The sequence below is a fragment of the Sphingomonas sp. SDUR79 genome (genome assembly GCF_056821745.1).
Genome location: NZ_JBPDIN010000001.1, coordinates 2,438,358 through 2,463,070, shown reverse-complemented (window position 1 = coordinate 2,463,070; position 24,713 = coordinate 2,438,358). Strand labels below are relative to the sequence as shown.

Sequence of the window (24,713 nt, the reverse complement as noted above, 5' to 3'; positions counted from 1 at the left end):
GTCAGATCACCCAGCTGCCGGCATTGGGATCGGCGGGTTTGAGCGTCAGGTCCGGGCGCACGGTCGGGCCGAGCGCGCGGATGCGGTCCTTGATATGCGCAGGGCGCGGCCCATCGGGCGTTTGCGTCGCGTCGATGACATAGGGGCCGTTGACCCGGCGCGCGCCTTCCTCGGCCTGCGCGATCGCCTCGCCAGTCTCGCCGACATCGACCGCATCCTCGACATGGCGCGACCAGCCTTCGCCGGTCCACCAGGTCACATCGCCGGTGGCGAGATCGTTTCCGGTCAACAGTTTCATGCCAGCGCCTCCGCCGCTTTCGCCCAGCTGGCGAGCTTGTCCTGCGCATCCGACAGCGCGACCACTTCGCCGACCACGATGATCGCGGGGCTCTGCACCTTCTCGCGCTCGACCATCGGGCCCAGATCGGCGAGCAGGGTGCGGATCGCGCGGCTGCCCGGCAGCGTCGCGCGCTCGAGCACCGCGACCGGCATGTCCGGCGCCACGCCATCGCCCATCAATTTCTCGGCAATGTCGGGGCAGGTGGCGACACCCATATAGATGACCAGCGTGCGGCCCTTGCCCGCCAGACCCGACCAATCCTGATCCTTCAGCCCCTTGCACTGGCCCGCGACGAAGCTGACCGCGCTCGACCAGTCGCGATGCGTCAGCGGCAGCATCGCCTCCGCCGCCGCGCCCAGCGCCGCGCTGACGCCCGGAATCACCTCGACCGGCAGCCCGGCGGCGCGCACCGCCTCGACCTCTTCGCCGCCCCGGCCAAAGATGAACGGGTCGCCGCCCTTCAGCCGCACGACGATTGCGCCGGTCTTCACATGCGCGATGATCAGCGCGTTGATGCCATCCTGTGGCACAGTGTGCTTGGAGCGCTTCTTGGCGACGCAGATGCGGTGCGCGTGCGGCGCGAGGTCGAGCACACGCGGATCGACCAGACCGTCATGGACCAGCACATCGGCGGACTTGAGCGCTTCGACCGCGCGGACGGTGAGCAGGCCGGGATCGCCGGGGCCGGCCCCGACCAGGATGACGCGGCCACGCGCGGTGGGATCGAGCAAGGAAACCATGTCACCCAAATGGCTGTCGGGCGGGCACGCCACAACCGAGGGTTGCTTGGGGACAGGCTAGCGAATCTATGCCTTGGTCAGTTCGCGCGCGCGCTGGGCCAGTTTCACCGCCTCGTCGATCAGCTCGGCGGCGAACGCGATATCGCGATGCCCGACCGCGATGGTCAGGCAATTGCGGGCCTCCTGGGCCAGACGCTGGGCACGGGGCGGGGCGGGCGACGCAAGGACGAGCGGTTTCACGGCGCGCTCAATCCACAGGTGCTGCGCCTGTTCCGCAGCTCATCGCATCTACCTGAATAAATTCGTAATTCGTGCCGAACTCGGGTGTCGCGGGCGCGGCGTCAGCTTTCGCGCAACCCGATCCCGATCGACACCCGCGCCTGTTCGGATTCGGACGATACCACCGGATAGGCGCAATAATCGGCGGCGTAGAAGGCGCTGGGGCGATGGTTGCCCGACCAGCCGATGCCGCCGAACGGCGCCGACGAACTCGCGCCGTTGGTCGGCTTGTTCCAGTTGACGATGCCCGCGCGGATATTGGCCCAGAACTGGTCGTAGAGCTGCGGGTCCTGGCTGACCAGGCTGGCCGACAGGCCGTAGCGGGTGTTGTTCGCCTCGGCGATCGCCTCCTCGAACGTCTTGGCGCGGATGACCTGCAGAATCGGGCCGAACAGCTCGACATCGGGCTTTTCCTTCGCCTCGGTCATGTCGATCATCGCCGGGGTGACGAACGGCCGCCCCTCGATCGGCCGCTCCATGTGCCGCAGCGGCTTGCCGCCCAGGAAGGTCAGCTCGAGGAAGCTTTCGGTCAGCAGGTCGGCGGTGTCATTGTCGATCACCGGCCCCATGAACGGCGCCGGGTCGGCATGCGGCTCGCCGATGATCAGCCGCCCGATCAGCCGGTTGACCTCACCCACCAGCGGTTCGAACAATTTCTCGTCGACGATCAGGCGGCGCGCGGCGGTGCAACGCTGTCCGGCGCTGGTGAACGCCGACTGCACCACCAGCACGGCGGCGGAATAGATGTCGGGCGTATCCCACACCAGGATCGGGTTGTTGCCGCCCATCTCCAGCGCCAGGATCTTCTCGGGCTTCGACGCGAACGCGCGGTTGAGCGCGATGCCGGTGCGGGCCGAGCCGGTGAACAACAGCCCGTCGATCCCGTCATGGCCGGCCAGCGCCTTGCCCTCGTCCGGCCCGCCGATCAGCAGGCGGATGCACCCTTCGGGCACCCCGGCCGCATGGAAGCATTCGACCAGGAATGCGCCGGTCGCCGGGGTCTTTTCCGATGGCTTGAACACGACGGCATTGCCCGCCAGCAGCGCCGGGACGATGTGCCCGTTGGGCAGATGCGCCGGGAAATTATACGGCCCGAGCACCGCCAGCACGCCATGCGGCTTGTGCCGCAGCGCAAGGCGCGTGTTCATCGCCGCATCGATCCGCCGCTGTCCGGTGCGCTCGGAAAAGGCGCTGATCGAGATATCGACCTTGGCGATGACCGTCTCGACCTCGGTCCGCGCTTCCCACAGCGGCTTGCCGGTCTCGCGCGCGATCAGGTCGGTGAAGGCGTCGCTCTTTTGCCGCACAACGTTGGCGAAGCGGCGCAGCGCCTCGATGCGATAGGCAAGCGGACGCGCCGCCCATTCGGCCCAGCTGGCGCGGGCCTTGGCAACCTCTCCGTCGACATCGCCGATCTTGTGCCGCCACAGCACGGCACCGGTGGCGGGTTCGGTCGAAATGATTTCCGTGGCGGGCATGGGTCTTTCTATGCGTTGGAGCCCCTTGGATCGGACTTCCTCTAGCAGCTATTAAGCGTGTTGCCACCTCACCCGTGACATGCGCCCGTATCGAGCGCAGCGCCCATGTGCCGAATCGCCGCCACCTTGGCGTTGAACGGCCCCCAATCATCGTCGCGGTCGATCGCTGCCCAGATCGCCTCGACCTCATCGATCAGCATCGAACAGGGTTCACCCGCGAAATAGGCGTGGTCGCGCGCCTGCGGAACCGGCGCATAGGGGGCGAGCGCCGCGCGCACCGCATCCCATTCCGGGCCATAGCTACCGGGCAGGGTGCCGCCATAGGCGTCGAAGAAGAAGCGATCGATCGACTGGCCCGTCGCCATCAGCGCTTGCTCGACCGCATCCTTGAGCGCCCAGCCCAGCGCAGGTGCATCGACTCCCTCGGGCGGGACAATCCCCAGCCGTCGGCGCAGCGGGAGCTCATAGAACATCTTGTAATAATGCTCGAACTTCTCGAGCCGTGCGATCAGCGGCGGCGCCTCGCTGATGATGCGCAGCGACACCGCCAGCTGCGCGACATCCCACAGGATCGCATCGGGCTGACGACCAAAGGCATAAAGTCCGGCATGGTCGAAATAGGCGGCAGTAAAGCCGGGATCGAAATTCGCCGCAAACCGCCACGGCCCATAGTCGAAGCTCTCGCCGGTCACATTGATGTTGTCGGTGTTGAGCACGCCATGCACGAACCCCGCGACCATATACTCGCCCGCCAGCGCCGCGGTGCGCGCAACCACCAGCTCGAAAAACTGCGCGACCGGGTCCTCGAACGGCTTCACCCCGAACAATTCGGCCAGGCACCAGTCGACCAGCCGCCGCATATTCTCCGTATCGCCATGATAGGCCAGCCGCTGGAACGTCCCGATGCGGATCTGCCCATGGCTCATCCGCACCAGCACGGCGGAACGGGTGGGGGACGGCTCGTCATTGCGCTGCAGCGCCTCGCCCGTCTCGATCAGCGAGAAACTGCGGGAGGTGTTCACGCCCAGCGCCTGCAGCATCTCGGTCGCCAGCACCTCGCGCACGCCACCCTTCAGCGTCAGCCGCCCGTCGCCGAACCGGCTCCACGGCGTCTGGCCCGAACCCTTGGTGCCCAGTTCCATCAGGTCGCCGTCCGCCCCGCGCCGCATCTGCGCGAATGTGAACCCGCGCCCGTCGCCCAGCTCGGGATTATACACCCGGAACTGATGCCCGTGGTATCGCATCGCCAGCGGCCGGGGCAGGTTGCCCGGCAGCGGCGTAAACCGCCCGAAATGCCTCAGCCACTGATCGTCGCTCAGCCCGTCCAGCCCCACCTCCGCCGCCGCGCGATCGTTGCGGAAGCGCAGGACCGTCTTCGGAAAGTCGGCGGCATCGACGGGATCGTAGAATGAATCGCCCAGTTTCAGCACCGCCGGATCGGGCATGTACGCGGGCGCTTGCGGGAAATCGGTCATGCGCCCGCTCTCCCCGTCATCCCCGCGCAGGCGGGGATCCATTCTGGCTGTCCTCCAAGGCATAGCCGCGACCGCAGTGCCAATGGATCCCCGCCTTCGCGGGGATGACAGGGGCAGGGCAGATCGCGATTGGGTAACGGAGCTTGCGGGAAATCGGCCATGCGGCGATATGGGGGGCGATGGCGACCGCGCGCAACCTGCCCAAATATTCCGATGGCTATTGGTGGTCCGGCGACGGGCTGCGGCTGCATTATCGCGATTATCCGGGCCGTGCAGACCGCCCGCCCTTGCTGTGCATCCCCGGCCTGACCCGCAACGCCCGCGATTATGAGCAGCTCGCCGAGCGGCTGTCCGGCGATTGGCGCGTGATCGCGGTCGAACTGCGCGGGCGTGGCGAAAGCGGCTATGCCAAGGACCCGATGACCTATGTCCCGCTGACCTATCTCCAGGATCTGGAGGCGCTGGTCGGGGAACTGAAGCTCGACCGCTTCGTCGCGGTCGGGACGTCATTAGGCGGCATATTGACGATGCTGATGGCCTCGACTCATCCCGAACGCATCGCCGGCGCGGTGCTCAACGATGTCGGGCCGGAAATCGACCCGGCGGGGCTCGGCCGCATCCGCGGCTATGTCGGCAAATCGACCTGGCACCCGACCTGGATGCACGCTGCCCGCGCGGTGGCGGAGGCGAACGCGCATGTGTACCCCAATTGGGGCATCACCGAATGGCTCGACATGGCCAAGCGCACGCACCGCCTGACCAGCGCGGGGCGAATCGTGCTCGACTATGACATGAAGATCGCCGAACCCTTCCGCGTCCCCGGCAACGAAGCCGGCCCCGACATGTGGCGCGCCTTCGCCGGCCTCGCCGACAAACCCCTGCTGATCGTCCGCGGCGGCACCTCCGACATCCTCCCCGCCGCCGTCGCCGACCGCATGCACGCCCAAGTCGCGGCGAGCGAGCTGGTGATCATCCCCGACACCGGCCACACGCCAACCCTGACCGAACCCGAAGCGGCAGCGGCCATCGACCGGTTGCTGCAGAGGGTTGGGTAAGGGCCTCTTCTTCTTAGCCCTCTCCCGCTCGCGGGAGAGGGTTGGGTGAGGGTCTTCTTCTTCTGCCTTTCTTCTCTCGTTCTTCTTTTCTACCCTCCTCAAATGCCGCCCGTCCGCCGCACCATAAACCCCCACGCCGCCCCCCTCCGCCGCGCCCGAACCGAAGCCGAAAACCACTTCTGGCAAGCCGCCCGCAACCGCCAGATCAACGGCCACAAATTCCGCTTCCAGCACTCGATCGGCCCCTACATCGCAGACTTCGCCTGTCTGGAGGCAATGCTGATCGTCGAGATCGACGGCAGCCAGCACAGCATCGAAAGCGACGCGGCGCGCACGGCATTCCTTGAGGCCGAGGGGTTCCGTATCCTCCGTTTCTGGAACAACGAGGTGCTCGAGAATCTCGACGGAGTGTTGACGGTGGTCAGCGCCGCGCTCGCGGGTTCAGCCGCTGGCGATGGTGAGTAGCAAGAAAAAGAAGAAGACCCTCACCCAACCCTCTCCCGCAAGCGGGAGAGGGCTAAGAACGGGAGCGATCTCAGCGTCGAGCACGCATTGCGATCACAATAGCGCCGACCAATGCCAGCCGAGGCATTTCACTCCGTATGCTCCCTCTATCTTTTGAATCGCTTCTCGCAGCACGTCCGATGATTCATCATCGTAGGGGGCGATAAAGGTCGCGGCGGGCGATGAGTCCGTGTCGATCGGGCCGATCTGCTCCCAGCATGTCTCGTGCATATCGCGCAAGAAACGTTCGCTGACCACGGCGTGTCCCTCAAATCGGACCCTTAGGAAGGGTGTTGCCCCCGTATCGCTACACATGGGGCAGGTTTAACAGCCGTTGAGTTCGCACGCTACGGTTCGCGGGAACTTGAACTTGGCCCTGGCGAGCGCCCCCAAAACCCTTCCAATGTTGGATTTATTCTGATCTACCCTTGGGGTGGACACGATCCGACGCCTTGAACCGCAACACACCCCGCCTGACAGTGTCCCGCGCCCGTCAGGTGCCAGTCGCACAGGTGTCGCGTCGCGGTCCCGTCACAATTGTCATCTTGTCGCGCGCGCGTCGCGTAACAGTCGGCCACCTGTCGCGTCCCAGTCCAAAACCCGTCGCGTCGCAGTCGCTTCCCGGTCGCGTCCCCCCAAAACCCCCACATTTACGTCAGCTTCGTCGGACAGCCCGGTTGACACCGCCCCGGAAATCAGGACTGCAAGGCGCCGATGATGCTCAACATCCTGCACCTCCACTCCAGCTTCGATCTGGGCGGCAAGGAAGCCCGCGCCGTCCGCCTGATGAACGCCTTTGGCGACCGGGCGAAGCATGTCATCGTTTCCGGGGTCGACGGCGCGCTGAGTGCCCGCGACGCGATTGCCAAGGGCATCCGCTACGAAATCGCCCAGAACCCGCCGCCGCTGACCGGCAAGCCCTCGGTCGCGCGGTACGAGGCGATTGCCAAGTTCATGGCGCGCTTCGACCTGGTCCTCACCTATAATTGGGGCGCGATCGACGGGGTGATGGCGCGGCGGGTGTTCGGCAAGAACATGCCCCCGGTGATCCATCACGAAGACGGCTTTAATTCCGACGAGGCGTTCCGCCTCAACCGCGTCCGCAACATGTACCGCCGCATCGCGCTGACCGCCGCGCATGGCCTGGTCGTGCCGTCGCACAATCTGGAAAGCATCGCCTATCATGTGTGGAAGCAGCCCAAGGCCCGCATCCACCGCATCTCCAACGGCATCGACGTCGCCGCCTATGCCCGCAAGCCCGATCCCAAAGCGATCCCGGGCTTCAAGCGCCTGCCTGGCCATGTCGTGGTCGGCACCCTTGCCGGTCTGCGCCCGGTCAAGGATATCCCGATGCTGGTCCGCGCGGTCGGCGGCATGAAGACCAAGGCGCAATTGGTGATCGTCGGCGAAGGCCCGGACCGGGAGGCGATCGAGGATACGATTGCGAACATGGGCATGGAAAAACAGGTGCTGCTCGCCGGCTTCCTGCCCGATCCGCACAAATATATGGGCCTGTTCGATATCTTCGCGCTGTCGTCGAAGAGCGAGCAACAGCCGATTGCAGTGATGGAGGCGATGGCGGCGGGGCTGCCGATCGCATCGACCCCCGTCGGCGATGTCGCCAAGATGGTCGATCCCGACAATGTCTCGACGATCAGCAAGGACTGGAACCCGGTCCATCTGCGCGACCGGATCGAGGTGCTCGCCGCCCATCCCGACGCCCGCCGCACCGTCGGCAAGGCGAACCAGATCCGCGCCCGTGCGTTGTTCGACGAACAGGCGATGATCGCGGCCTATGCGAAACTCTATTCGGAGGCTGCAGGGCGCCCGGGCGCGCTGGGCTAATAGCGCTCGCAAAACCGACCTGTCGAAGCTAAGGCAAAAACGGAATTTCTCGGAGGATGTCGTTGTTCAAGGGTTTGAAGCCGATCGTCTATAACGGCCAGGAAGTCTGGCCGTTGGTGGAAGGCGGCAAGGGTGTCGCGGCGACCAATCATGCTTCGGCAGGTGCCTGGGCCGCAGCGGGCGGCATCGGAACGGTCAGCGCGGTCAACGCCGACAGCTATGACGCCGAAGGCAAGATCATCCCCCAGATTTACAAGGCGCTGACCCGCCGCGAGCGCCATGAGGAACTGATCGCCTATGCGATCGAAGGCGCGGTGCAGCAGGTCAAGCGCGCGTTCGAAATCTCGGGCGGCAAGGGCGCGATCAACATCAACGTGCTGTGGGAAATGGGCGGTGCCCAGCGCATCCTGCACGGCGTGCTGGAGCGGACCCGCGGCATGGTCGCCGGCGTGACCTGCGGCGCGGGCATGCCCTACAAGCTGTCCGAAATCACCGCGTCCTACGGCGTCAGCTATCTCCCGATCGTCAGTTCCGGCCGCGCCTTCCGCGCGCTGTGGAAGCGCGCTTATTCCAAGGCGAGCGAATGGCTGGCGGCGGTGGTGTATGAGGATCCCTGGCTCGCCGGCGGGCATAACGGCCTGTCCAATGCCGAAGACCCCCGCGCGCCGCAGGATCCCTATCCGCGCGTCAAGGAACTGCGGGACGTGATGCGCGAAGGCGGCATTTCGGACGATGTGCCGATCGTGATGGCCGGTGGCGTCTGGTATCTGCGCGACTGGTCCGACTGGATCGACAATCCCGAACTCGGGACAATCGCTTTCCAGTTCGGCACGCGTCCGCTGCTGACGCAGGAAAGCCCGATCCCGCAGGAGTGGAAGTCGAAGCTGATGGAGATCGAAGAGGGCGACGTGCTGCTGCACCGCTTCTCGCCGACCGGCTTTTATTCATCAGCCGTCCGCAACCCGTTCCTGCGCAGCCTCGAAGCGCGCTCCGAGCGCCAGATCGCCTATTCGACCGAGCAGGCGGGCGACCACAGCTTCCAGCTCGACGCCGGGGTGAAGGGCAAGAACTTCTGGGTGACCCGCAACGATCTGCTGCGCGCCCGCGAATGGGTGGGCCTGGGCTTCACCGACGCGCTCAAGACGCCCGACAACACGCTGATCTTCGTCGGCACGGAAGAAAAGCAGCTGATCCGCAAGGATCAGGCCGATTGTATGGGCTGCCTCAGCCAGTGCAGCTTTTCGAGCTGGGCGGACAGCGAGACCAACTCGACCGGCCGCCTCGCCGATCCGCGCAGCTTCTGCATTCAAAAGACGCTGCAGGACATCGCCCATGGCGGCCCGACCGACCAGAATCTGATGTTCGCCGGCCACGCCGCGTATAACTTCAAGCGCGACCCCTTCTACTCCAACGGTTTCGTGCCGACGGTGAAGCAACTGGTCGACCGGATTCTGACAGGGGATTGACCGGTGCAGGCGCTCGCGATCCGGCACAAACCCTATGAAGGGCTGGCGGGGTTTCAGGCGCCGATCGCTGCGGCGGGCTATGTCATCGACACCGTGGATGTCGACGACCCGGCCTTCGCATCACTGGATTTCGCAGCGCCCGATCTGCTCGTCCTGATGGGCGGCCCGATGGGCGTTTACGAGCGCTCCGCCCATCCGTGGATCGAGGGCGAGGTCGCCGGGCTCACCGAGCGCATTGCCTTGGCCCGGCCGACGCTGGGCGTCTGTCTCGGCGCACAGTTGATCGCAGCCGCGCTAGGGGCGGACGTGTTTGCCGGGCCGGTCAAGGAGGTCGGCTTCGCCCCGGTAGCGCTGAACGACGCTGGGGCCGCATCCCCGCTCCGGCATTTTGACGGGGTTCCGGTGATGCACTGGCATGGCGACACGTTCGACCTGCCCGACGACACCGAATTGCTTGCGTCCACCCCGGCCTATCGCAACCAGGCATTCCGCCGCGGGGCGCAGCTCCTGGCGCTGCAATTCCATCCCGAAATCGGGGAAGATGCGCAGTTCGAAGAGTGGCTCGACGGCTCGGACCATTATGTGGCGCAGGGCGGGCTGACGATCTCCGAGCTGCGCGACCAGCACGGCCGGCTCGGCTCCGCAGCGGCGGCGGCGGGGCGGGCGATGCTGAGCGAGTGGCTGGCCGGGCTCTAGCCGATCTGCCGCTTGATCGCGCTGTCGGTGGTCTTGCCATAAGGCGGCATGAGCCCGCCGAGCTTGGCCACGTTGAGCTTCGATTGCTTGAACACCGACTTGGCATGGCTGAAGGTGCGGAAGCCCGGCTCGCCATGATAGGCACCCATACCTGACGGCCCGATGCCGCCGAACGGCAACTCCTCCATCGAAACATGGAAGATCGTGTCGTCCAGGCTGACCCCGCCCGAGATCGTCCGGTCGAGCACCCGCCGCCGCTCGCCCTCATCGTTGCCGAAATAATAGAGCGCGAGCGGCCGGTCGCGCCGGTTCACTTCGGCAATCGCGCCGTCGATGCTGTCGTACTTCCGCACCGGCAGGATCGGCCCGAAAATCTCTTCCTGCATCACGATCATGTCGTCGGTCGGGTTGCGCACAATGTGCAGCGGCAGCTTGCGGCTGTTCGACGCGGCAAAATCCTCGTTCCCCGGATTGACCTCGATCACCTCCGCCCCCTTGTCACGGGCGTCGGCAATGGCGGCGGTCAGGCGTGCATAGTGCCGGTCGTTCACGACCGAGGTATAGTCGGGGTTGGCCAGCAATGTCGGGTACATGGCGGACGCCGCCGCGACGATACCGTCAACCGCCGCCGCTTCCTGCTCCGCCGCGACCATCAGATAGTCGGGGGCGATGCAGATCTGTCCGGCATTGAGCATCTTGCCAATCGCCACCCGCTCGGTCGCCTGCGCCAGATTGGCGGAGCGGCCCAGGATCGCGGGCGATTTGCCGCCCAGCTCCAGCGTGACCGGCGTCAGGTTATCGGCGGCGGCGTGGAGGATATGCCGACCGACGCCAGTCGCGCCAGTGAACAGCAGATGGTCGAAGGGGAGGGAGGCGAACGCCTTGCCGACATCCGGCCCGCCGCTGATGAATGCCAGCTCGGTCGGGTCGAAATATTTGGGCGCCAGTTGCTCGAACAACGCGGCGGTGACCGGGGTGAATTCGCTGGTCTTCACCATCGCGCGATTGCCCGCCGCGAACACGCCGGCGAGCGGGCTCATCACCAGATTGACCGGGAAATTCCAGGGCGAGATGATTCCGACCACGCCCTTGGGCTGATATTCGACCCATGCCTTTGCGCCGAGCAGGCCGAGCGGGAACATCACCGGCTTCTTCTCCCGCCGCGCCCAGCGGTCGAGCGACTTGCGCGCATGGTCGAGCGGCGAGACCGATGCCGCGATGTCGGTGATCATCGATTGCTGGCGGCTGCGATGCCCGAAATCCTCGCTGAGCGCGTCGCAGAAGCGGGCGGCATTGTCGCGCACCATCGCGGCGGCGCGCTTCAGCCGATCCTTGCGCACGTCGAGCCCGACCGGCAGCTCCGCCATGAACGCTGCCCGCTGGGCATCCAGAATCTCGCGCATCGTCACACTCCAACCGAATAGAGCCACGCCGGGAATGCGGCGATGGCAAGCAATGTGCCGAGTGGAAGCCGACTCGTCATCCCGATTTCGCGTCCCGACAGCTTCATCGCGAGTGCGACCGCCAGCCCGGTGACGCTCGCTCCTAGCAAAACGGGCGCGAGCATCGACGCGCCCAGCCACAGGCCGATCGCCCCGAACAGCTTGGGATCGCCCCCGCCCAGCCCCTCACGCTTGCGGACGTGGCGATAGGTGAAGGCGACCAGATAGAGCAGGCCGAATCCGATCAACCCGCCAAGAATGCGGTCGATCCAGCCCGGCTCGAAAAAGATGCCGTCCACAACGCCGGCGACCGCAAGTGTGCCGGTCAGCACATTGGGCAGCCAGAAGGCGGCGAGATCGAGCGCGGCCAGTGCCAGCAGCAGCCAGCCGAACACCGCACCCGCCACGCCCTCCCATCCCGGCGCGACCAGCCCCGCGGCGACGCCGATCGCTAGCCCTGCGACTTCGGTGGCGGGGTGGGCGAGGTGGATGGCGTTGCCGCACGCCCGGCACCGCCCGCGCTGCAGCACGAAACTAAGCAGCGGGATCAATTCATGTGCTGCCAATGCCTTGTCGCAGCCGTCACACTCCGACCGTCCCTGCAATGCGCTGCGCCCCTGCGGCCATCGGATCGCGACGGTGGCGATGAAACTGCCAAAGACGAGTCCCAGTATGCCGAGCAGGAGCGGCCAGTAAAGGTCAGCCATCGACTGCCTTCTTGCGGATCAGGTAGCGATAGACGCCGAAGATGTTGATTCCGAACAGTACCGCATTCTGCGACAGCAACGCCTCTTCGCCGTCGATCATCGCGCCGGTGATCCACGCGATGCTCGACGCGACGAACAACGCAAAGCCCCACCCGGTGACGCGGCGGCCATTGTCGAGGCTGACCATGAACGCGGCGATGATGCCGCTGATCGAGGCGAACCATTTGAGGATGTCCAGCAGTTCCATCGTCGCTCCCTTTTGCATTTGTGGGGGCGCAAGCCTAGATCGCCCGCAACGCAAACTCCCGGAGAGGCCAACATGTCCACCGATCCCGTCGTCATCGTCTCTTATGCCCGCACCCCCATGGGCAGCATGCAGGGCGCGCTGGCCGATGTGACCGCGACCGAGCTGGGTGCGACGGCGGTCGGCGCGGCGGTCGAGCGTGCGGGGCTGAAGGGTGAGGCGATCGAGCGCATCTATATGGGCTGCGTGCTGCCCGCCGGGCTCGGTCAGGCCCCCGCGCGTCAGGCGGCGATCCGTGCGGGCCTGCCGCAGCATATCGAGGCGACGACGGTCAACAAGATGTGCGGATCGGGCATGCAGGCTGCGATCATGGCGTCCGATGCGCTGGTGGCGGGATCGGCGGATCTGATCATCGCGGGCGGGCTGGAGAGCATGACCAACGCGCCGTATCTGTCGCTCAAGCACCGCAACGGCGCGCGGATCGGGCATGACCGGCTCTACGACCATATGTTCCTCGACGGCCTTGAGGACGCCTATGAGCCCGGCCGCGCGATGGGCACCTATGCCGAGGAGATCGCGACCGAATATCAGTTCACGCGCGAAGCGCAGGACGACTATGCTATCGCCAGCCTGACCCGCGCCCAAAAGGCCCAAGCGAATGGTGGGTTCGACCGGGAGATCGTTCCCGTCGAGGTCAAGACCCGTAAGGGCGTCGTCACCGTCGCGATCGACGAACAGCCGTCCAAGGGTGACCCAGCGAAGATCCCTGCGCTCAAGCCCGCCTTTGCCAAGGACGGCACGGTGACTGCGGCGAACGCATCGTCAATCTCCGACGGTGCGGCCGCGCTGGTGATGACCCGTGCGTCCGTTGCTGAAAAGCTGGGCCTCACTCCCGTCGCGCGACTGGTCGCACATGCCGGTCACGCCCATGCCCCCGCACGCTTCACCACCGCCCCGGTGTTCGCGATGCAAAAGGCGCTGGCCAAGGCCGGTTGGGGGATCGGCGAAGTCGATCTGTTCGAGGTGAATGAGGCGTTTGCCGTCGTCGCGATGATCGCGATGCGCGACCTGTCGATTCCGCACGACATCCTCAACATCAATGGCGGCGCCTGCGCGATGGGTCACCCGATCGGTGCGAGCGGCGCGCGGATCATGGCGACGCTGATCGCCGCTCTGCAGAACAACGGCCAGAAGCGCGGGATGGCGTCTTTGTGCATCGGCGGGGGTGAGGCGACCGCCGTGGCGCTGGAACTGATCGACTGATTTTCGTCGGGACGCCGTGCCGATCGTCAGACGGCGCGGCGTTCACCCTTCTCGGCCAGCCCGCGCGATTGATCGAGCAGGGCGAGCGCTCCAGCCTGACTGACCGCGCGGCCGAAGAAATAGCCCTGTCCCTCTGCGCAACCAATTTCCTTGAGGATGGCAAGGACGCCGGCGCACTCGACGCCCTCAGCCACCACCGAAAGGCCGAGGTTGAAGGCAAGGTGGATAATCGACACCGCCATGCGGTGCGCCTCAGCATCGTGTTCGATACCGGTGATGAAGGATCGATCGATCTTCACATTGTCGAACGGCAGGATGCGCAGATGCTGAATCGACGAATAGCCGGTGCCGAAATCGTCGAGCGCGAGCAGGACGCCCTGATTCTTCAGGCTTTCGACGACCAACTTGGCATGCGCTGGCTCGGCGATCAGCGCATTTTCGGTAATCTCCAGCTTCAACCGCTGCGGCGGTAGCCCGGTCTGGGTCAGGACGCGCAGGATCTTCTCGCTGAGCCATCGGTCCTTGAGCTGGGTCGGCGACACGTTGATCGACAGCGTCAGTCCCGGTCCCCATGCCGTCGCATCGACACAGGCTTGTTCGAGCAGGCTGAGCATCAATTCGCCGACCAACCCGCATTCCTCGGCGATCGGGATGAACTCGCAGGGTCCGACATCCGTGCCATCGTCGCGCTTCCAGCGCGCGAGCATCTCGAAACCGGTAATGTCGCCGGACTCGAGATGGACGATCGGCTGATAATAAGGACGGAAGGCGCCCTGGACCAGGTCGCGACGGAACTCCTGCTCCAGCACCGACCGGCGGACAATCTCGGCATCCATGGCACGTTCGAACATGCGATACTGCGATCGTCCGCATGACTTGGCCTGATACAGCGCGATATCGGCACGGCGCATCAGCGTTTCGCTGTCGGTCGCGTCGCGCGGGTAAAGCGAAATGCCGATGCTCCCCCCGATATGATGGACGAGACCGTCGATCCAGAATGGCGCGGCGAGCTTGGTCACGATGCGGTGCGCGGTCACCTCGGGCAGGTCGGACTGAGCGGGGTCGAGGTCCAGGGTGATCGCGAACTCGTCGCCGCCGAGCCGATAGGCCGTCCCGGTGCCCTCCAGAATCTCGGTCAGGCATGCGGCCACCCGTTGCAGCAATTCATCGCCCGCATGGTGGCCATGGACGTCATTTACCGCTTTGAAATGGTCGAGATCGAGCACCAGCAGCGCAAGCGCGCGTTGCGGGGCCAGAAAGCGCAGGCCGGCGAGATTCTCGCTCAGCGCGCGGCGATTCGGGAGTTCGGTCAGGACATCCTGATAGGCCAGTTGCTGCGCGCGGCGCTCCGCCGATTGCGCCCGCGCCTGCTCGACCAGCATTTCCGATCGCGAGTTGAGCATGTCGATATAACCGTCATGATAGCTCGACAGCATCTTGGCGATCAGTGCCGCGACAAGGACGAAGTTCACGCCGATGCCGAACAGATACCAGTCATTGGACAGCCAAAGGCGGGCAGTGACGGGTGCTGCGCCGAGCAGCAGAACCAGCCGTGCCGCCGCCGGAAGCGCCTGAAGGCAGTAGCAGCATCCGATCGCACCGACGAAGATATAGAGCGCGATCGCAAAGACTTGCTCCGGGGTCGCAAAACTCATGAGCACGAACCCCCAGCCACCAAATGCGGTGCTGAGGATCGCAGCCACGACGACCGTGCCGCGAAGATAGCGCCGGATGTTGGCGATCTCTGCGATGGCACCCGGTCGCTTGAGCCAGATCAGCGCACGGCCCGTTGCCATCAGCGCGAGGAGTATCGGCGCGCCGACGCTGAGCAGTAACGGAACTTTATGGAATGTCGCAGCCGCAAGAAACCCCGCGTCGACGATCATCAGCGCGTACATCAGCGGGATCTGGTTGCGTAACGCGCGATATTGCGCGGCCACCAGTTCGGCGGAGCTGCCGATGGCCCACAATCCGTTCATGGCGCGATAGAAGGTCATCCGGCGGCCTGCTTTGCCTCAATCCTCGTACTGGCCGATGGATGGCCGGATGGAACGCCCAGCCGATCTCAACTGGCTGGAGCTTCACATTTTAGGGGAGAATTTTGGGATTCGGGCGGCGCCCACCGGAAATCGGCGGGCAGGGCGCATAACGGGCGTGTCACCCGCGCATCATTCCTGTCGCGGGGAAACGACGTGCCATCGGTGCTGTATGGTGCCTAGCGGTGAATTGGATGCCCCGTGTGGATTCGAACCACAATTAACGGAGTCAGAGTCCGTGGTCTTACCATTAGACGACAGGGCATCGCGCTCGGAGCGCGCGCATCTATGCGGGCTTGGCGTCCGGGTCAATAGGGTAACGATGCGGTTGCCATCGGCGCCGCTTGCCTGCCCCAAGTCCTTGCGCTAGCTTGGCTACCAAGCACCGGCGGCCTGTTCCGGCCGTGACGGAAGAACATAAGTGAGTAGTTGCATGGGGGATGGCTCCGCCAGGATGCCGCGCCCGCCGGCCAAGAAACCGGCCCGCCCGGCCCCTGAACTTGCCCCGAATGCGGGGCGTGCGCGCTGGCCCGAGGCGCGCCATTATGCCGCGCTGGACCTGGGCACGAATAATTGTCGGCTGCTGATCGCCCGGCCCACGGGAGGTGGCTTTACAGTAGTTGACGCTTTTTCGCGCATCGTGCGCCTGGGCGAGGGGCTGGCGTCGAGCGGACGGCTGTCGGATGCGGCGATCGAGCGGACAATCGCGGCGTTGCGCATCTGTGCCGAAAAGCTGCGCCGCCGCAACGTTGCGCTGTCGCGGTCGGTCGCGACCGAAGCGTGCCGGCAGGCGGCGAACGGGCCGGAGTTCATCCAGCGTGTTTATCGCGAGACTGGAATCGTGCTCGACATCATCACTGCAGAGGAAGAAGCGCGGCTCGCCGTCCTGGGTTGCCACGCGCTGCTGGAGCCCGGCGATGGCCCGGCGCTGGTGTTCGATATCGGCGGTGGATCGACCGAGCTGGTGGTGGTCGATTCGACCGGGGAACAGCCGCGGATCCTGGACTGGCATAGCGCGCCATGGGGCGTTGTTTCGCTGACCGAGGCGCGCGGCATCGTGGGCGATCATGATGCCGAAACCCGCGCCGCCGCTTATGCCCGGATGCGTGCTGCGGTGGTCGAGGCGTTTGCGCCATTTGTCGCCCGGCTCTCAAGGATCACCGGCACGCCGCGGCTGCTCGGCACAAGTGGTACCGTGACGACGCTGGCGAGCGTGCATCTCGGCCTGCCGTCCTATGACCGTAACGCCGTCGACGGGCTGATCGTATCGGCCGCGTCGATGCGGGCGGTCAGTCAGCGCATCGCCGAACTCGACCTGGCCGGCCGGTCGGCGATCCCGTGCATCGGTTCCGAGCGGGCCGATCTGGTCGTTGCGGGCTGCGCGATATTGGAGACGATCATGGACATCTGGCCCGCCGAACGGCTTGGCATTGCCGACCGCGGCATTCGCGAAGGCATCCTTCGCCGCCTGATCGACGGACGCACGCTGTGAGCCGGGGCGGAACGCGAGGGCATACGCGCGTGCGCACCGGGCGCGGGCGCACCAGCCAGTCGATCCGCTGGCTCGAACGCCAGCTCAACGACCCCTATGTCAAAAAGGCCAAGGCAGAGGGCTATCGCAGCCGCGCCGCCTATAAGCTGATCGAGCTCGACGAAAAGTTCGACATGCTCAAGGGTGCCAAGCGCGTCGTCGATCTCGGCATCGCGCCGGGCGGGTGGGCCCAGGTGATCCGCCGCAAGCTGCCCAAGGCGGCAGTGGTCGGTATCGACCTGTTGCCGGTCGATCCGATCGAGGGAGTCACGATCTTTCAGATGGACTTCACCGACGATGCGGCCCCGGACCGGTTGGTCGAAGCGCTGGGCGGTGCGCCTGACCTGGTCCTGTCGGACATGGCGGCCAACACCGTCGGCCACGCGCAGACCGATGCGCTGCGCACCATGGGACTGGTGGAAACCGCGCTCGACTTCGCGATCCAGAATCTCGCTCCTGGTGGCGCATTCGTCTCGAAGGTCTTTGCGGGCGGTGCCGACAGCACGCTGGTTGCGGAGATGAAGCGCAACTTTACCAGCGTGAAGCACGCCAAGCCGCCGTCGAGCCGCAAGGGATCGGTCGAATGGTTCGTGGTGGCGCAGGGGTTTAAGGGGCGGGTGGAAAGCCCGGAGGAAGAGGTCTAGGGTCTGTACTCAATCAGACCGGGCAACCGCGCAGCGGCGGGCGCCTTTTGGCGCATGGCGTCGTCCCTCGTCGGTCTCGATGCTTTGGCATCGCTCCCTCCGCGCTCCTCGCCCTGCGCCAAAATCCGCTCCGTCTCGACCCCGTGCTGATTGAGTACAGACCCTAGGGCACTTCCTCGCCCGGCTCGGTGCCCCAGATGCGGTTCTGTTCGACATAGCCGCCGCGTCCGCGCACATCGAGCCAGCACCAGCCGCGGCGGCATTTGCTGATCTTGCCGACCACCCCGGGGGCGGCGCGCCAGTTGACGCGCGCACCAAAGCGCGGCTCGTCGCGCATCTCCAGCACCGATCCGACGACGATCGCGGTGCGCGTGCTCGACAGCAGCGACACCAGCATCCAGCCCTGGGTGCCGTCCGGATCCTCGACCTTGCGCCAGTCATTATAGACTTCGATCACCTTGATCGGCAGATCGGCGCGGACATAAAGCCAGCTGGCGGGATAGTTGCGCCCCGGTCCGGTGCGCATCCGCGCCTTGCTGGCGGCGATCGAAGCGAAATAGGGCGGCTTGCGCTGCTGCGCCCAGGCGTCGCCGATCGCGCAAATCCCCAACGCGACCGTCACCAGTGCGGCAAGAAGCACCCGCAATTGCATTATTTCCCCCGCGAACACGTGTCGGCCCTATCTTAGGGGCGGACGGCCATCGGCATCAACCGTTGACTGGCGCGCGCCGTGAGGCCAAGCGAACCGGCATGGCACAGCCGCGCGTCTCCCGGCCCCGTGTGGTCGTCACCCGCAAGCTCCCCGAGGCGGTCGAGCAGCGGATGGTGGAGCTGTTCGATACCGTACTCCACCCGGTCGAGGAGGGGATTGATCGTGCGACGCTCGTCGCGGCGGTGCAGAATTGCGACGTGCTGGTTCCCAGCGTTACCGACACGATCGATGCCGAGCTGATAGCAGCGGCGGGCGCGCGGCTGAAGCTGATTGCCAATTTCGGCGCGGGGGTGAACCATATCGATCTGCGCGCGGCGCGGGCGCGGGGCATCGTGGTGACCAACACCCCCGGTGTGCTCACCGAAGACACCGCCGACATGACCATGGCGCTGATCCTAACCGTGCCGCGCCGGCTGGCCGAGGGCGAGAAGTTGGTCCGGTCGGGCCAGTGGAGGGGCTGGTCGCCCGGTGGAATGCTGGGCCATCGGATCGGCGGAAAGAAGCTGGGCATTGTCGGAATGGGGCGGATCGGCCAGGCAGTCGCACGGCGCGCGCGGGCATTTGGCCTGTCGATCCACTATCATAATCGCCACCGCTTGCCCGAAGCGGTCGAGGCCGAGCTGAGCGCGACATTCCACGCCGATCTCGACGCGATGCTGGGCGAGATCGACATTCTGACGATCCACACGCCGCTCAACGACCAGAGCCGCGACCTGATCGATGCGCGCCGGATCGGGCTACTCGGGCCTCACGTCTATCTCATCAACGCCTCGCGCGGCGGGATCGTCGACGAAGCGGCGCTGGTCGATGCGCTGGAGGGCGGGCGGCTCGCCGGGGCGGGGCTGGACGTGTGGCGGTTCGAGCCGCAGATCGATCCGCGCCTGCTCGCCTTGCCCAATGTCGTGATGACGCCGCATATGGGCTCGGCAACGTTCGAGGGGCGGCAGGCGACCGGGGAGAAGGTGATCGCCAATATCCGTTTCTGGGCCGACGGTCATCGTCCGCCCGATCAGGTGCTGGAAGGATGGATGTGATGACGATGCCGCGCTTTCACCTGGCAATTCCGGTCGACGATCTGGAGGCGGGGCGCGCCTTTTACGGCGACCTGCTCGGCTGCCCGCAGGGGCGCGAGGACCCGGGACATTGGATCGATTTCGACCTGCGCGGGCATCAGCTGGTGCTGCACAAGGGTGAGGGGGCGGGGGTCCGGCTGCGCAACGCTGTCGATGGTGATGCGGTGCCGGTGCCGCATTTCGGGCTGGTGCTCGACTGGGACGAATGGCATGCGCTGGCCGATCGGGTGAAGGCGGCGGGAACCGAGTTCGTGATCCAGCCGCATATCCGCTTCGCCGGCCAGCCCGGCGAACAGGCGACGATGTTCTTCTTCGACCCCGCCGGCAATGCGCTGGAATTCAAGGCGTTCAAGGATATCGGGCAGCTGTTCGCGGTTTAATCCGCCGCTTCGACTTCCTTCGCCGCGCGCCGCTTCTTCATCGCGCGGGCGATCAGGATCCCGCCGAGAATAAACCCGCCCGGCGCGAGCAGCACCGTTGCCGCGATGGCGGCGTTGCGGGCGGTGTTCGACTTTTCGGGGGCGTCAGACAGTGAAGCTCTCGCCACAGCCGCAGGCGCCCTTGGCGTTCGGATTGTTGAATACAAACCCGGCCGTGAAATCATCCTCGACCCAGTCCATCGTCGATCCGATCAGGTAGAGCACCGACCCACCATCGACGAACAGGGTGCCGCCGGGCGTGTCGATCCGCTCGTCCATCGGGTTGGCGGCGGTGACGTAATCGACCGAATAGGCAAGGCCCGAGCAGCCGCGGCGCGGGGTCGACAGCTTCACGCCGATCGCGCCGTCGGGCGCTTTCGCCATCAGGTCGGCGATGCGGGCTTCCGATGCTGGGGTCAGCAGGATCGCGGCGGGGCGGGCGCGGGTCTTTACCTCGGTCATCACAGCATCCCCAGTTCGAGCCGCGCTTCGTCGCTCATCTTCGCGGGATCCCAGGGCGGGTCCCAGACAAGGTTGACCTCGGCATGGCCGACCCCGGGCACCGCGCCGACGCGCAGTTCCACCTCGGCCGGCATCGATTCCGCGACCGGGCAGTGCGGGGTGGTGAGCGTCATCGTGACCACCGCGTGGCCGGCATCGGTCACTTCGACGTTATAGATCAGGCCCAGGTCGTAGATGTTGACCGGGATTTCGGGGTCGTAAATGTCCTTCAAGGCGTCGATGATCGCGTCATAGGTCGCGCCGCCGGGTTCGCCTTTGGGGACATCTGCGGGCTTTTGTGAAAGGAAGCCCTCAAGATAGTCGCGCTTGCGTTCAAACGTCTCTCGCGCGTCTTCCACACGTGCGCGCGGCGGCGGCGCGACTGCGTCCACTTCCTCGACTTCGATCCTGCGTTCTTCGTTCATCCGAAGATCCTCGTCACTCGTTCGATTCCCTTGACCAGTGCGGCGATGTCGCTCGCGCTATTATAGACGCCGAAACTGGCGCGTGCGGTTGCCGGCAGCCCGAGGCTGTCCATCAGCGGCTGCGCGCAATGATGCCCGGCGCGGATGGCGACATTGTCTTCGTCCAAGATGGTGGCGACGTCGTGCGGATGCACCCCCTCCACGACGAAACTGACGATTCCGGCGCTGTCGTCAGGGCCGAGCAGCCGGACGCTGTTGAGGCCGGACAGGGCGTCGCGGGCTGCTTTCACCAGGGCGCTTTCATGCGCGTGGATGCGGTCGAGGCCGATTGCGTCGATATAGTCGATCGCGGCGTGCAGGCCCGTCACGCCGATGATGTGCGGCGTCCCCGCCTCGAACCGTCCCGGCGCGGGGGCGTAGGTCGTCTTTTCGAACGTCACCCGGTCGATCATCGACCCGCCACCCTGCCAGGGCGGCATCGCGTCGAGCAGTTCGTGGCGACCCCATAGCACGCCGATGCCGGTCGGGCCGTAGAGCTTGTGGCCCGAAAAGACGTAGAAGTCGCAGCCAAGCTCGGCGACGTTCACGGGCAGACGGGGGACCGCCTGGCAGCCGTCGATCAGGATCTTTGCCCCGACGCCGTGCGCAAGCTGCGTCGCGCGCGGCACGTCGAGGATCGAGCCCATGACGTTGGAGACATGGGTCAGCGCGACGAGCTTGTGCCGCTCGGTCAGCATCGCCGCCATCGCGTCGAGGTCGATGCGGTGGTCATCGGTCAACGGCACAACGTCGATCACCGCGCCGGTGCGCTCCGCTGCCAGCTGCCACGGCACGATATTGCTGTGATGCTCGAGCTGGCTGAGCAGGATGCGGTCGCCGGCACGGAGATTGGGGATGGCCCAACTTTGCGCGACGAGGTTGATCCCCTCAGTCGCGCCGCGCACGAACACGACTTCGTCTTCGCGCCCGCCGATGAAGGTCGCGACGCGGCGGCGTGCGGCTTCATAGGCGAGGGTCATGTCGGCCGAGCGCTGATACACGCCGCGATGGACCGTGGCGTAGTCCTGCGCATAGCCGCGCGTGATCGCGTCGATCACCGCCTGCGGCTTTTGCGAGGTGGCAGCGGTGTCGAGATAGGCCCAGCCTGCCGGGATCGCCGGGAAATCGGCGAGGACGTCGAGGGGAGCGGTGGCGGTGAGGGTGGTCACAGCGCCGCCTCCAGCCAGGCATCGGCGTCCGCTGCAAATGCCTCACGCACCGCTTCGTCCCCGATCCGGTCGATCGCGTCGGCGACGAAGGCGCGGGTGAGCAGTGCCTTGGCCTGTGCTTCCGGAATGCCGCGCGACTGCATGTAGAACAACGCCCTGGCGTCGAGTTCGCCCACGGTCGCGCCGTGCGCGCACTTCACGTCATCGGCGAAGATTTCGAGTTCGGGCTTCAAATTCACCGTCGCGGTGCGCTTGAGCAACAGGCCGCGCAGCGATTGTTCGCCGTCGGTCTTCTGCGCGTCGCGGCGGACTGCGGCGCGCGAGGCGATGCTGGCGGTCGAGGTGTCGGCGGCAACCGCGCGCCAGATCTGGCGGCTGGTGCCTTCGGGCGCGGCATGATCGGCCACGGTCGCGGCATCGGCCTTCTCATCGCCACGGGTGAGCAGCGCGCCGCCCGCTTCGCCAAAGGCGCCTTCGCCGGTCAGCGTCAGCCGCGCCTCGACCCGCGCGGTGCGGCAGCCGGTGACGAGTGCGGTGCTGACAAAGCTGGCCGCCTGACCGATGGTGGCATCGGCATAATCGGTGTGCGCGCCATCGTCCTTGAGCACGCGCACCGCGCGCATCAGCCGCGCACCTTCTGCCAGTTCGGCCCACAGATTGGCGTTGCTCCAGCCGGGGCCGACATGGGTTTCGACCAAGGAGGCGACGGCATCGGCCTGCATCACGATCTTGTTCGACAAATGCGCGACGCCGCCGGTGGTGGCGTGGATCACCTGGATCGGGCCGTCGAGCGCGGCTTGCGACTTAAGGTACAGGACATAGCCGGCCGTTGCCTGTGCACACGCCGCTTCCGAATAGGGATTGGCGCGGGTCATGATCGGCGCGGCGGAAATCTCGACCGCGCCGGGCGCGCTGGCGTCGGCGACGAATGCACCATCGACGAACAACAGGCGCGGGCCGGGCAGGTCGATCCACAGATGCGCGACATCGGGGGCGGCGGCACGCGGCGTCGCCGCCAGCACGTCGAGCGGCGCGGCATCGAACCAGCGCCAATCCTCCGCAACGGGAGCGTCGAGGACGAGTCCGTGGGTCACTTCAATTTCTCCGCCACGCGGGCATCGGCCAGTTCGGCTATGCCCGCCTCACGCCGCGCCATCACGCAGGTACCGAGTTCCTTGTTGAGCGCCGCGCGCTGCGTCTTGCGGTCGGCGGCGGTCACGCCCTTTGCGCGGGTCGCTTCGAAGCGGGCGGCGACGTCGGGCCAGCATTGCTCCATTGCAGCACAGCCGATTCGGTCGATTGCGGCGTCGCCGGTCGAGACCTTGACCGTGCACTCCGTGCCCTTCGTCCCGAAGCGGATCGCGGCGCGCCACGTCTTCATCTTTTCACCGATCACGACGATTTCTTCGGCGACCGCGTCGGCGGGCGGCGGTGCGGCGGTCTGGAGCGCGAGCGCGAGGACGAGCGCGCTCATCGCTTCCGCTCCGTCACCAGCGCGATCAGCAGTCCAGCGCCGCCCGCCCACATGATGAAGGCCGCGCCGGCCTGGCTTGCAAAACTGCGCCCGGCATAGACATCGGGCACGAAGGCAAGGCCGATCCCGTCGAGCAGCAGGGCGATGCCGGTGCCCAGCGCCATCATCGCGATCAGCGGCGCGCCCGATGCGCCGCCGAGCCGACGCGCGGCTTCGACCGTCATCAGGCTGGTGATGACGCCGACCCCGAACATCGCCGCCGTCGCGATCCCGCCATCGAACAGGAAGGGCAGGAAATGGACGATCGCCGCGCCGCACGCCCATAGGCTGATGCCGAGCAGCGCTGCGATCCAGCCTTGCCGGGATGTCATCATGCCGCCACCTGCGCGTAGCCCTCGCGCTCCAGTTCGAGCGCGAGTTCGGGGCCGCCGGTCTTCACGATGCGGCCATCGGCGAGGATGTGGACGAAGTCCGGCTTCACGTAATCGAGCAGGCGCTGATAGTGGGTGATCAGCAGCACCGCCTTGTCGGGGGCGCGCATGATGCGGTTGATGCCGTCGCCGACGATGCGCAGCGCGTCGATATCGAGGCCGGAATCGGTTTCGTCGAGGATCGCGAGGCGCGGGGCGAGGATGCCCATCTGAACCATCTCGTTGCGCTTCTTCTCGCCGCCCGAGAATCCGACATTGACCGGGCGCTTGAGCATCTCGGCGTCCATTTCGAGCGCGGCGGCCTGGGCGCGGGCGAGTTTCAGGAACTCGGCGCCCGACAGCGGGGCTTCGTCGCGCGCGCGGCGCTGGCTGTTGAGGCTTTCGCGCAGGAACTGGACGTTCGATACGCCGGGGATTTCGACCGGGTATTGGAAGCCGAGGAACAGGCCGGCGGCGGCGCGTTCATGCGGTTCGAGGTCGAGCAGGTCGGTGCCGTTGAAGGTCACGCTCCCCTCGGTCACCTCGTAACCGGGGCGGCCGCCAAGGACATAGCCGAGCGTCGATTTGCCCGCGCCGTTCGGACCCATGATCGCGTGGACTTCGCCCGCATTGAGGCTGAGGGTCAGGCCCTTGAGGATCGGCTTTCCGTCGATTTCGGCGTGGAGGTTGGTGATCTGGAGCATGTTATCCTGCGTGCAAATTCTGAGATTCGTCAGCATGACGGA

General features: G+C 65.8%; 29 protein-coding genes and 1 tRNA gene. 10 read left to right on the top strand and 20 right to left on the bottom strand.

Annotation, left to right across the window (positions count from 1 at the left end):
• Nucleotide 1: 1 nt before the first annotated feature.
• The 5 genes from ACRYLO_RS12275 to ACRYLO_RS12255 form a co-directional block, all read right to left on the bottom strand.
• Complete coding sequence (locus tag ACRYLO_RS12275; protein ID WP_482660419.1) at nucleotides 2-298, bottom strand: DUF2849 domain-containing protein; 297 nt, start codon at nucleotides 296-298, stop codon at nucleotides 2-4.
• Complete coding sequence (cobA, locus tag ACRYLO_RS12270; RefSeq protein ID WP_482660418.1) at nucleotides 295-1,080, bottom strand: uroporphyrinogen-III C-methyltransferase; 786 nt, start codon at nucleotides 1,078-1,080, stop codon at nucleotides 295-297. The genes ACRYLO_RS12275 and cobA overlap by 4 nt, the downstream gene beginning before the upstream one ends.
• A 66-nt stretch (nucleotides 1,081-1,146) precedes the next feature.
• Nucleotides 1,147-1,320, bottom strand: a complete 174-nt coding sequence (locus tag ACRYLO_RS12265) for a hypothetical protein (protein ID WP_482660417.1) — start codon at nucleotides 1,318-1,320, stop codon at nucleotides 1,147-1,149.
• Nucleotides 1,321-1,421: 101 nt separating this feature from the next.
• The gene (gene astD, locus ACRYLO_RS12260) at nucleotides 1,422-2,837 is read right to left on the bottom strand and encodes a succinylglutamate-semialdehyde dehydrogenase (RefSeq protein ID WP_482660416.1); all 1,416 of its coding nucleotides are present in this window, start codon (nucleotides 2,835-2,837) and stop codon (nucleotides 1,422-1,424) included.
• A 68-nt stretch (nucleotides 2,838-2,905) separates the two neighbouring features.
• Entirely contained in the window at nucleotides 2,906-4,312 is a 1,407-nt protein-coding gene (locus ACRYLO_RS12255) for a protein adenylyltransferase SelO family protein (RefSeq protein WP_482660415.1), read from the bottom strand.
• Between the two features lie 197 nt (nucleotides 4,313-4,509).
• Here ACRYLO_RS12255 and ACRYLO_RS12250 point away from each other — a divergent pair, with 197 nt between their 5' ends.
• Both ACRYLO_RS12250 and ACRYLO_RS12245 read left to right on the top strand, forming a co-directional pair.
• Nucleotides 4,510-5,367: an alpha/beta fold hydrolase gene (locus ACRYLO_RS12250; protein WP_482661740.1), complete on the top strand. Its 858-nt coding sequence runs from the start codon at nucleotides 4,510-4,512 to the stop codon at nucleotides 5,365-5,367.
• 102 nt (nucleotides 5,368-5,469) lie between these two features.
• Nucleotides 5,470-5,832: an endonuclease domain-containing protein gene (locus ACRYLO_RS12245; protein ID WP_482660414.1), complete on the top strand. Its 363-nt coding sequence runs from the start codon at nucleotides 5,470-5,472 to the stop codon at nucleotides 5,830-5,832.
• 93 nt (nucleotides 5,833-5,925) lie between these two features.
• On the opposite strand, the gene ACRYLO_RS12240 is transcribed toward ACRYLO_RS12245, so the two are convergent.
• Complete coding sequence (locus ACRYLO_RS12240) at nucleotides 5,926-6,129, bottom strand: hypothetical protein (protein WP_482660413.1); 204 nt, start codon at nucleotides 6,127-6,129, stop codon at nucleotides 5,926-5,928.
• Nucleotides 6,130-6,585: 456 nt separating this feature from the next.
• Between ACRYLO_RS12240 and ACRYLO_RS12235 the strand changes: the two genes are divergently transcribed.
• From ACRYLO_RS12235 to ACRYLO_RS12225, 3 genes are all read left to right on the top strand, one after another.
• Entirely contained in the window at nucleotides 6,586-7,716 is a 1,131-nt protein-coding gene (locus ACRYLO_RS12235; protein ID WP_482660412.1) for a glycosyltransferase, read from the top strand.
• Between the two features lie 62 nt (nucleotides 7,717-7,778).
• Nucleotides 7,779-9,182 carry an NAD(P)H-dependent flavin oxidoreductase gene (locus ACRYLO_RS12230; protein ID WP_482661739.1) on the top strand — a complete coding sequence of 468 codons (1,404 nt, stop codon included), beginning with the start codon at nucleotides 7,779-7,781 and terminating at the stop codon, nucleotides 9,180-9,182.
• 3 nt (nucleotides 9,183-9,185) lie between these two features.
• Nucleotides 9,186-9,878, top strand: a complete 693-nt coding sequence (locus ACRYLO_RS12225) for a glutamine amidotransferase (protein ID WP_482660411.1) — start codon at nucleotides 9,186-9,188, stop codon at nucleotides 9,876-9,878.
• Here the strand turns inward: ACRYLO_RS12225 and ACRYLO_RS12220 are convergent.
• From ACRYLO_RS12220 to ACRYLO_RS12210, 3 genes are read right to left on the bottom strand one after another with little or no spacing between them, the layout of a single operon-like run.
• A complete protein-coding gene (locus ACRYLO_RS12220; RefSeq protein WP_482660410.1) occupies nucleotides 9,875-11,281 on the bottom strand; it encodes a coniferyl aldehyde dehydrogenase in 1,407 nt (468 codons plus the stop codon). The two genes, ACRYLO_RS12225 and ACRYLO_RS12220, sit on opposite strands and share 4 nt — an antisense overlap.
• A 2-nt stretch (nucleotides 11,282-11,283) precedes the next feature.
• The gene (locus ACRYLO_RS12215; protein WP_482660409.1) at nucleotides 11,284-12,027 is read right to left on the bottom strand and encodes a prepilin peptidase; all 744 of its coding nucleotides are present in this window, start codon (nucleotides 12,025-12,027) and stop codon (nucleotides 11,284-11,286) included.
• Nucleotides 12,020-12,292, bottom strand: coding sequence for a hypothetical protein (locus ACRYLO_RS12210; RefSeq protein WP_482660408.1), 273 nt, complete (start codon nucleotides 12,290-12,292; stop codon nucleotides 12,020-12,022). The genes ACRYLO_RS12215 and ACRYLO_RS12210 overlap by 8 nt, the downstream gene beginning before the upstream one ends.
• A 54-nt stretch (nucleotides 12,293-12,346) precedes the next feature.
• On the opposite strand from ACRYLO_RS12210, the gene ACRYLO_RS12205 reads away from it, so the two are divergent.
• On the top strand, nucleotides 12,347-13,534 hold the full coding sequence (locus ACRYLO_RS12205; protein WP_482660407.1) for an acetyl-CoA C-acyltransferase: 1,188 nt from the start codon (nucleotides 12,347-12,349) through the stop codon (nucleotides 13,532-13,534).
• Nucleotides 13,535-13,560: 26 nt separating this feature from the next.
• Here the strand turns inward: ACRYLO_RS12205 and ACRYLO_RS12200 are convergent, their stop codons facing one another.
• Nucleotides 13,561-15,531 (bottom strand): putative bifunctional diguanylate cyclase/phosphodiesterase, encoded by a 1,971-nt coding sequence (locus ACRYLO_RS12200; protein ID WP_482660406.1) that lies wholly within the window; start codon nucleotides 15,529-15,531, stop codon nucleotides 13,561-13,563.
• A 230-nt stretch (nucleotides 15,532-15,761) separates the two neighbouring features.
• Nucleotides 15,762-15,835: transfer RNA gene (locus ACRYLO_RS12195), tRNA-Gln, on the bottom strand.
• Nucleotides 15,836-16,003: 168 nt separating this feature from the next.
• Between ACRYLO_RS12195 and ACRYLO_RS12190 the strand changes: the two genes are divergently transcribed.
• On the top strand, nucleotides 16,004-17,062 hold the full coding sequence (locus tag ACRYLO_RS12190) for a Ppx/GppA phosphatase family protein (protein WP_482660405.1): 1,059 nt from the start codon (nucleotides 16,004-16,006) through the stop codon (nucleotides 17,060-17,062).
• A complete protein-coding gene (locus ACRYLO_RS12185; RefSeq protein ID WP_482660404.1) occupies nucleotides 17,059-17,745 on the top strand; it encodes an RlmE family RNA methyltransferase in 687 nt (228 codons plus the stop codon). The genes ACRYLO_RS12190 and ACRYLO_RS12185 overlap by 4 nt, the downstream gene beginning before the upstream one ends.
• A 163-nt stretch (nucleotides 17,746-17,908) precedes the next feature.
• Here ACRYLO_RS12185 and ACRYLO_RS12180 read toward each other — a convergent pair whose 3' ends face one another.
• Nucleotides 17,909-18,397, bottom strand: a complete 489-nt coding sequence (locus tag ACRYLO_RS12180) for an SH3 domain-containing protein (RefSeq protein ID WP_482660403.1) — start codon at nucleotides 18,395-18,397, stop codon at nucleotides 17,909-17,911.
• Nucleotides 18,398-18,495: 98 nt separating this feature from the next.
• Between ACRYLO_RS12180 and ACRYLO_RS12175 the strand changes: the two genes are divergently transcribed.
• Together ACRYLO_RS12175 and ACRYLO_RS12170 are read left to right on the top strand one after the other, a co-directional pair.
• On the top strand, nucleotides 18,496-19,491 hold the full coding sequence (locus ACRYLO_RS12175) for a 2-hydroxyacid dehydrogenase (protein WP_482660402.1): 996 nt from the start codon (nucleotides 18,496-18,498) through the stop codon (nucleotides 19,489-19,491).
• Nucleotides 19,491-19,910 carry a VOC family protein gene (locus ACRYLO_RS12170; protein ID WP_294014915.1) on the top strand — a complete coding sequence of 140 codons (420 nt, stop codon included), beginning with the start codon at nucleotides 19,491-19,493 and terminating at the stop codon, nucleotides 19,908-19,910. The genes ACRYLO_RS12175 and ACRYLO_RS12170 overlap by 1 nt, the downstream gene beginning before the upstream one ends.
• On the opposite strand, the gene ACRYLO_RS12165 is transcribed toward ACRYLO_RS12170, so the two are convergent.
• The 8 genes from ACRYLO_RS12165 to sufC are packed head-to-tail and all read right to left on the bottom strand — an operon-like array spanning nucleotide 19,907 to nucleotide 24,671.
• The gene (locus ACRYLO_RS12165) at nucleotides 19,907-20,077 is read right to left on the bottom strand and encodes a hypothetical protein (protein ID WP_482660401.1); all 171 of its coding nucleotides are present in this window, start codon (nucleotides 20,075-20,077) and stop codon (nucleotides 19,907-19,909) included. The genes ACRYLO_RS12170 and ACRYLO_RS12165 overlap by 4 nt on opposite strands.
• Nucleotides 20,055-20,411, bottom strand: a complete 357-nt coding sequence (locus tag ACRYLO_RS12160; protein WP_482660400.1) for a HesB/IscA family protein — start codon at nucleotides 20,409-20,411, stop codon at nucleotides 20,055-20,057. The genes ACRYLO_RS12165 and ACRYLO_RS12160 overlap by 23 nt, the downstream gene beginning before the upstream one ends.
• The gene (locus tag ACRYLO_RS12155; protein WP_482660399.1) at nucleotides 20,411-20,875 is read right to left on the bottom strand and encodes an SUF system Fe-S cluster assembly protein; all 465 of its coding nucleotides are present in this window, start codon (nucleotides 20,873-20,875) and stop codon (nucleotides 20,411-20,413) included. The genes ACRYLO_RS12160 and ACRYLO_RS12155 overlap by 1 nt, the downstream gene beginning before the upstream one ends.
• Nucleotides 20,872-22,083, bottom strand: coding sequence for an aminotransferase class V-fold PLP-dependent enzyme (locus ACRYLO_RS12150; RefSeq protein ID WP_482660398.1), 1,212 nt, complete (start codon nucleotides 22,081-22,083; stop codon nucleotides 20,872-20,874). Before ACRYLO_RS12150 ends, ACRYLO_RS12155 begins: the two co-directional genes overlap by 4 nt.
• Nucleotides 22,080-23,177, bottom strand: a complete 1,098-nt coding sequence (locus ACRYLO_RS12145) for a SufB/SufD family protein (protein WP_482660397.1) — start codon at nucleotides 23,175-23,177, stop codon at nucleotides 22,080-22,082. The genes ACRYLO_RS12150 and ACRYLO_RS12145 overlap by 4 nt, the downstream gene beginning before the upstream one ends.
• Nucleotides 23,174-23,557 carry a hypothetical protein gene (locus tag ACRYLO_RS12140; protein ID WP_482660396.1) on the bottom strand — a complete coding sequence of 128 codons (384 nt, stop codon included), beginning with the start codon at nucleotides 23,555-23,557 and terminating at the stop codon, nucleotides 23,174-23,176. Before ACRYLO_RS12140 ends, ACRYLO_RS12145 begins: the two co-directional genes overlap by 4 nt.
• The gene (locus ACRYLO_RS12135; protein ID WP_482660395.1) at nucleotides 23,554-23,928 is read right to left on the bottom strand and encodes a hypothetical protein; all 375 of its coding nucleotides are present in this window, start codon (nucleotides 23,926-23,928) and stop codon (nucleotides 23,554-23,556) included. The genes ACRYLO_RS12140 and ACRYLO_RS12135 overlap by 4 nt, the downstream gene beginning before the upstream one ends.
• On the bottom strand, nucleotides 23,928-24,671 hold the full coding sequence (gene sufC, locus ACRYLO_RS12130; RefSeq protein ID WP_482660394.1) for a Fe-S cluster assembly ATPase SufC: 744 nt from the start codon (nucleotides 24,669-24,671) through the stop codon (nucleotides 23,928-23,930). Before sufC ends, ACRYLO_RS12135 begins: the two co-directional genes overlap by 1 nt.
• Nucleotides 24,672-24,713: the final 42 nt, after the last annotated feature.

Bases quoted from the DNA above. Each gene is read 5' to 3' on its own strand.
- ACRYLO_RS12245 (WP_482660414.1), top strand. From the start codon at position 5,470: ATGCCGCCCGTCCGCCGCACCATAAACCCCCACGCCGCCCCCCTCCGC.
- sufC (WP_482660394.1), bottom strand. From the start codon at position 24,671: ATGCTCCAGATCACCAACCTCCACGCCGAAATCGACGGAAAGCCGATC.
- ACRYLO_RS12135 (WP_482660395.1), bottom strand. From the start codon at position 23,928: ATGACATCCCGGCAAGGCTGGATCGCAGCGCTGCTCGGCATCAGCCTA.
- ACRYLO_RS12275 (WP_482660419.1), bottom strand. From the start codon at position 298: ATGAAACTGTTGACCGGAAACGATCTCGCCACCGGCGATGTGACCTGG.
- ACRYLO_RS12170 (WP_294014915.1), top strand. From the start codon at position 19,491: ATGACGATGCCGCGCTTTCACCTGGCAATTCCGGTCGACGATCTGGAG.
- ACRYLO_RS12220 (WP_482660410.1), bottom strand. From the start codon at position 11,281: ATGCGCGAGATTCTGGATGCCCAGCGGGCAGCGTTCATGGCGGAGCTG.
- ACRYLO_RS12175 (WP_482660402.1), top strand. From the start codon at position 18,496: ATGGCACAGCCGCGCGTCTCCCGGCCCCGTGTGGTCGTCACCCGCAAG.
- ACRYLO_RS12180 (WP_482660403.1), bottom strand. From the start codon at position 18,397: ATGCAATTGCGGGTGCTTCTTGCCGCACTGGTGACGGTCGCGTTGGGG.
- ACRYLO_RS12140 (WP_482660396.1), bottom strand. From the start codon at position 23,557: ATGAGCGCGCTCGTCCTCGCGCTCGCGCTCCAGACCGCCGCACCGCCG.
- cobA (WP_482660418.1), bottom strand. From the start codon at position 1,080: ATGGTTTCCTTGCTCGATCCCACCGCGCGTGGCCGCGTCATCCTGGTC.
- ACRYLO_RS12160 (WP_482660400.1), bottom strand. From the start codon at position 20,411: ATGACCGAGGTAAAGACCCGCGCCCGCCCCGCCGCGATCCTGCTGACC.
- ACRYLO_RS12190 (WP_482660405.1), top strand. From the start codon at position 16,004: ATGGGGGATGGCTCCGCCAGGATGCCGCGCCCGCCGGCCAAGAAACCG.
- ACRYLO_RS12155 (WP_482660399.1), bottom strand. From the start codon at position 20,875: ATGAACGAAGAACGCAGGATCGAAGTCGAGGAAGTGGACGCAGTCGCG.
- ACRYLO_RS12200 (WP_482660406.1), bottom strand. From the start codon at position 15,531: ATGACCTTCTATCGCGCCATGAACGGATTGTGGGCCATCGGCAGCTCC.
- ACRYLO_RS12255 (WP_482660415.1), bottom strand. From the start codon at position 4,312: ATGACCGATTTCCCGCAAGCGCCCGCGTACATGCCCGATCCGGCGGTG.
- ACRYLO_RS12235 (WP_482660412.1), top strand. From the start codon at position 6,586: ATGATGCTCAACATCCTGCACCTCCACTCCAGCTTCGATCTGGGCGGC.
- ACRYLO_RS12210 (WP_482660408.1), bottom strand. From the start codon at position 12,292: ATGCAAAAGGGAGCGACGATGGAACTGCTGGACATCCTCAAATGGTTC.
- astD (WP_482660416.1), bottom strand. From the start codon at position 2,837: ATGCCCGCCACGGAAATCATTTCGACCGAACCCGCCACCGGTGCCGTG.
- ACRYLO_RS12205 (WP_482660407.1), top strand. From the start codon at position 12,347: ATGTCCACCGATCCCGTCGTCATCGTCTCTTATGCCCGCACCCCCATG.
- ACRYLO_RS12215 (WP_482660409.1), bottom strand. From the start codon at position 12,027: ATGGCTGACCTTTACTGGCCGCTCCTGCTCGGCATACTGGGACTCGTC.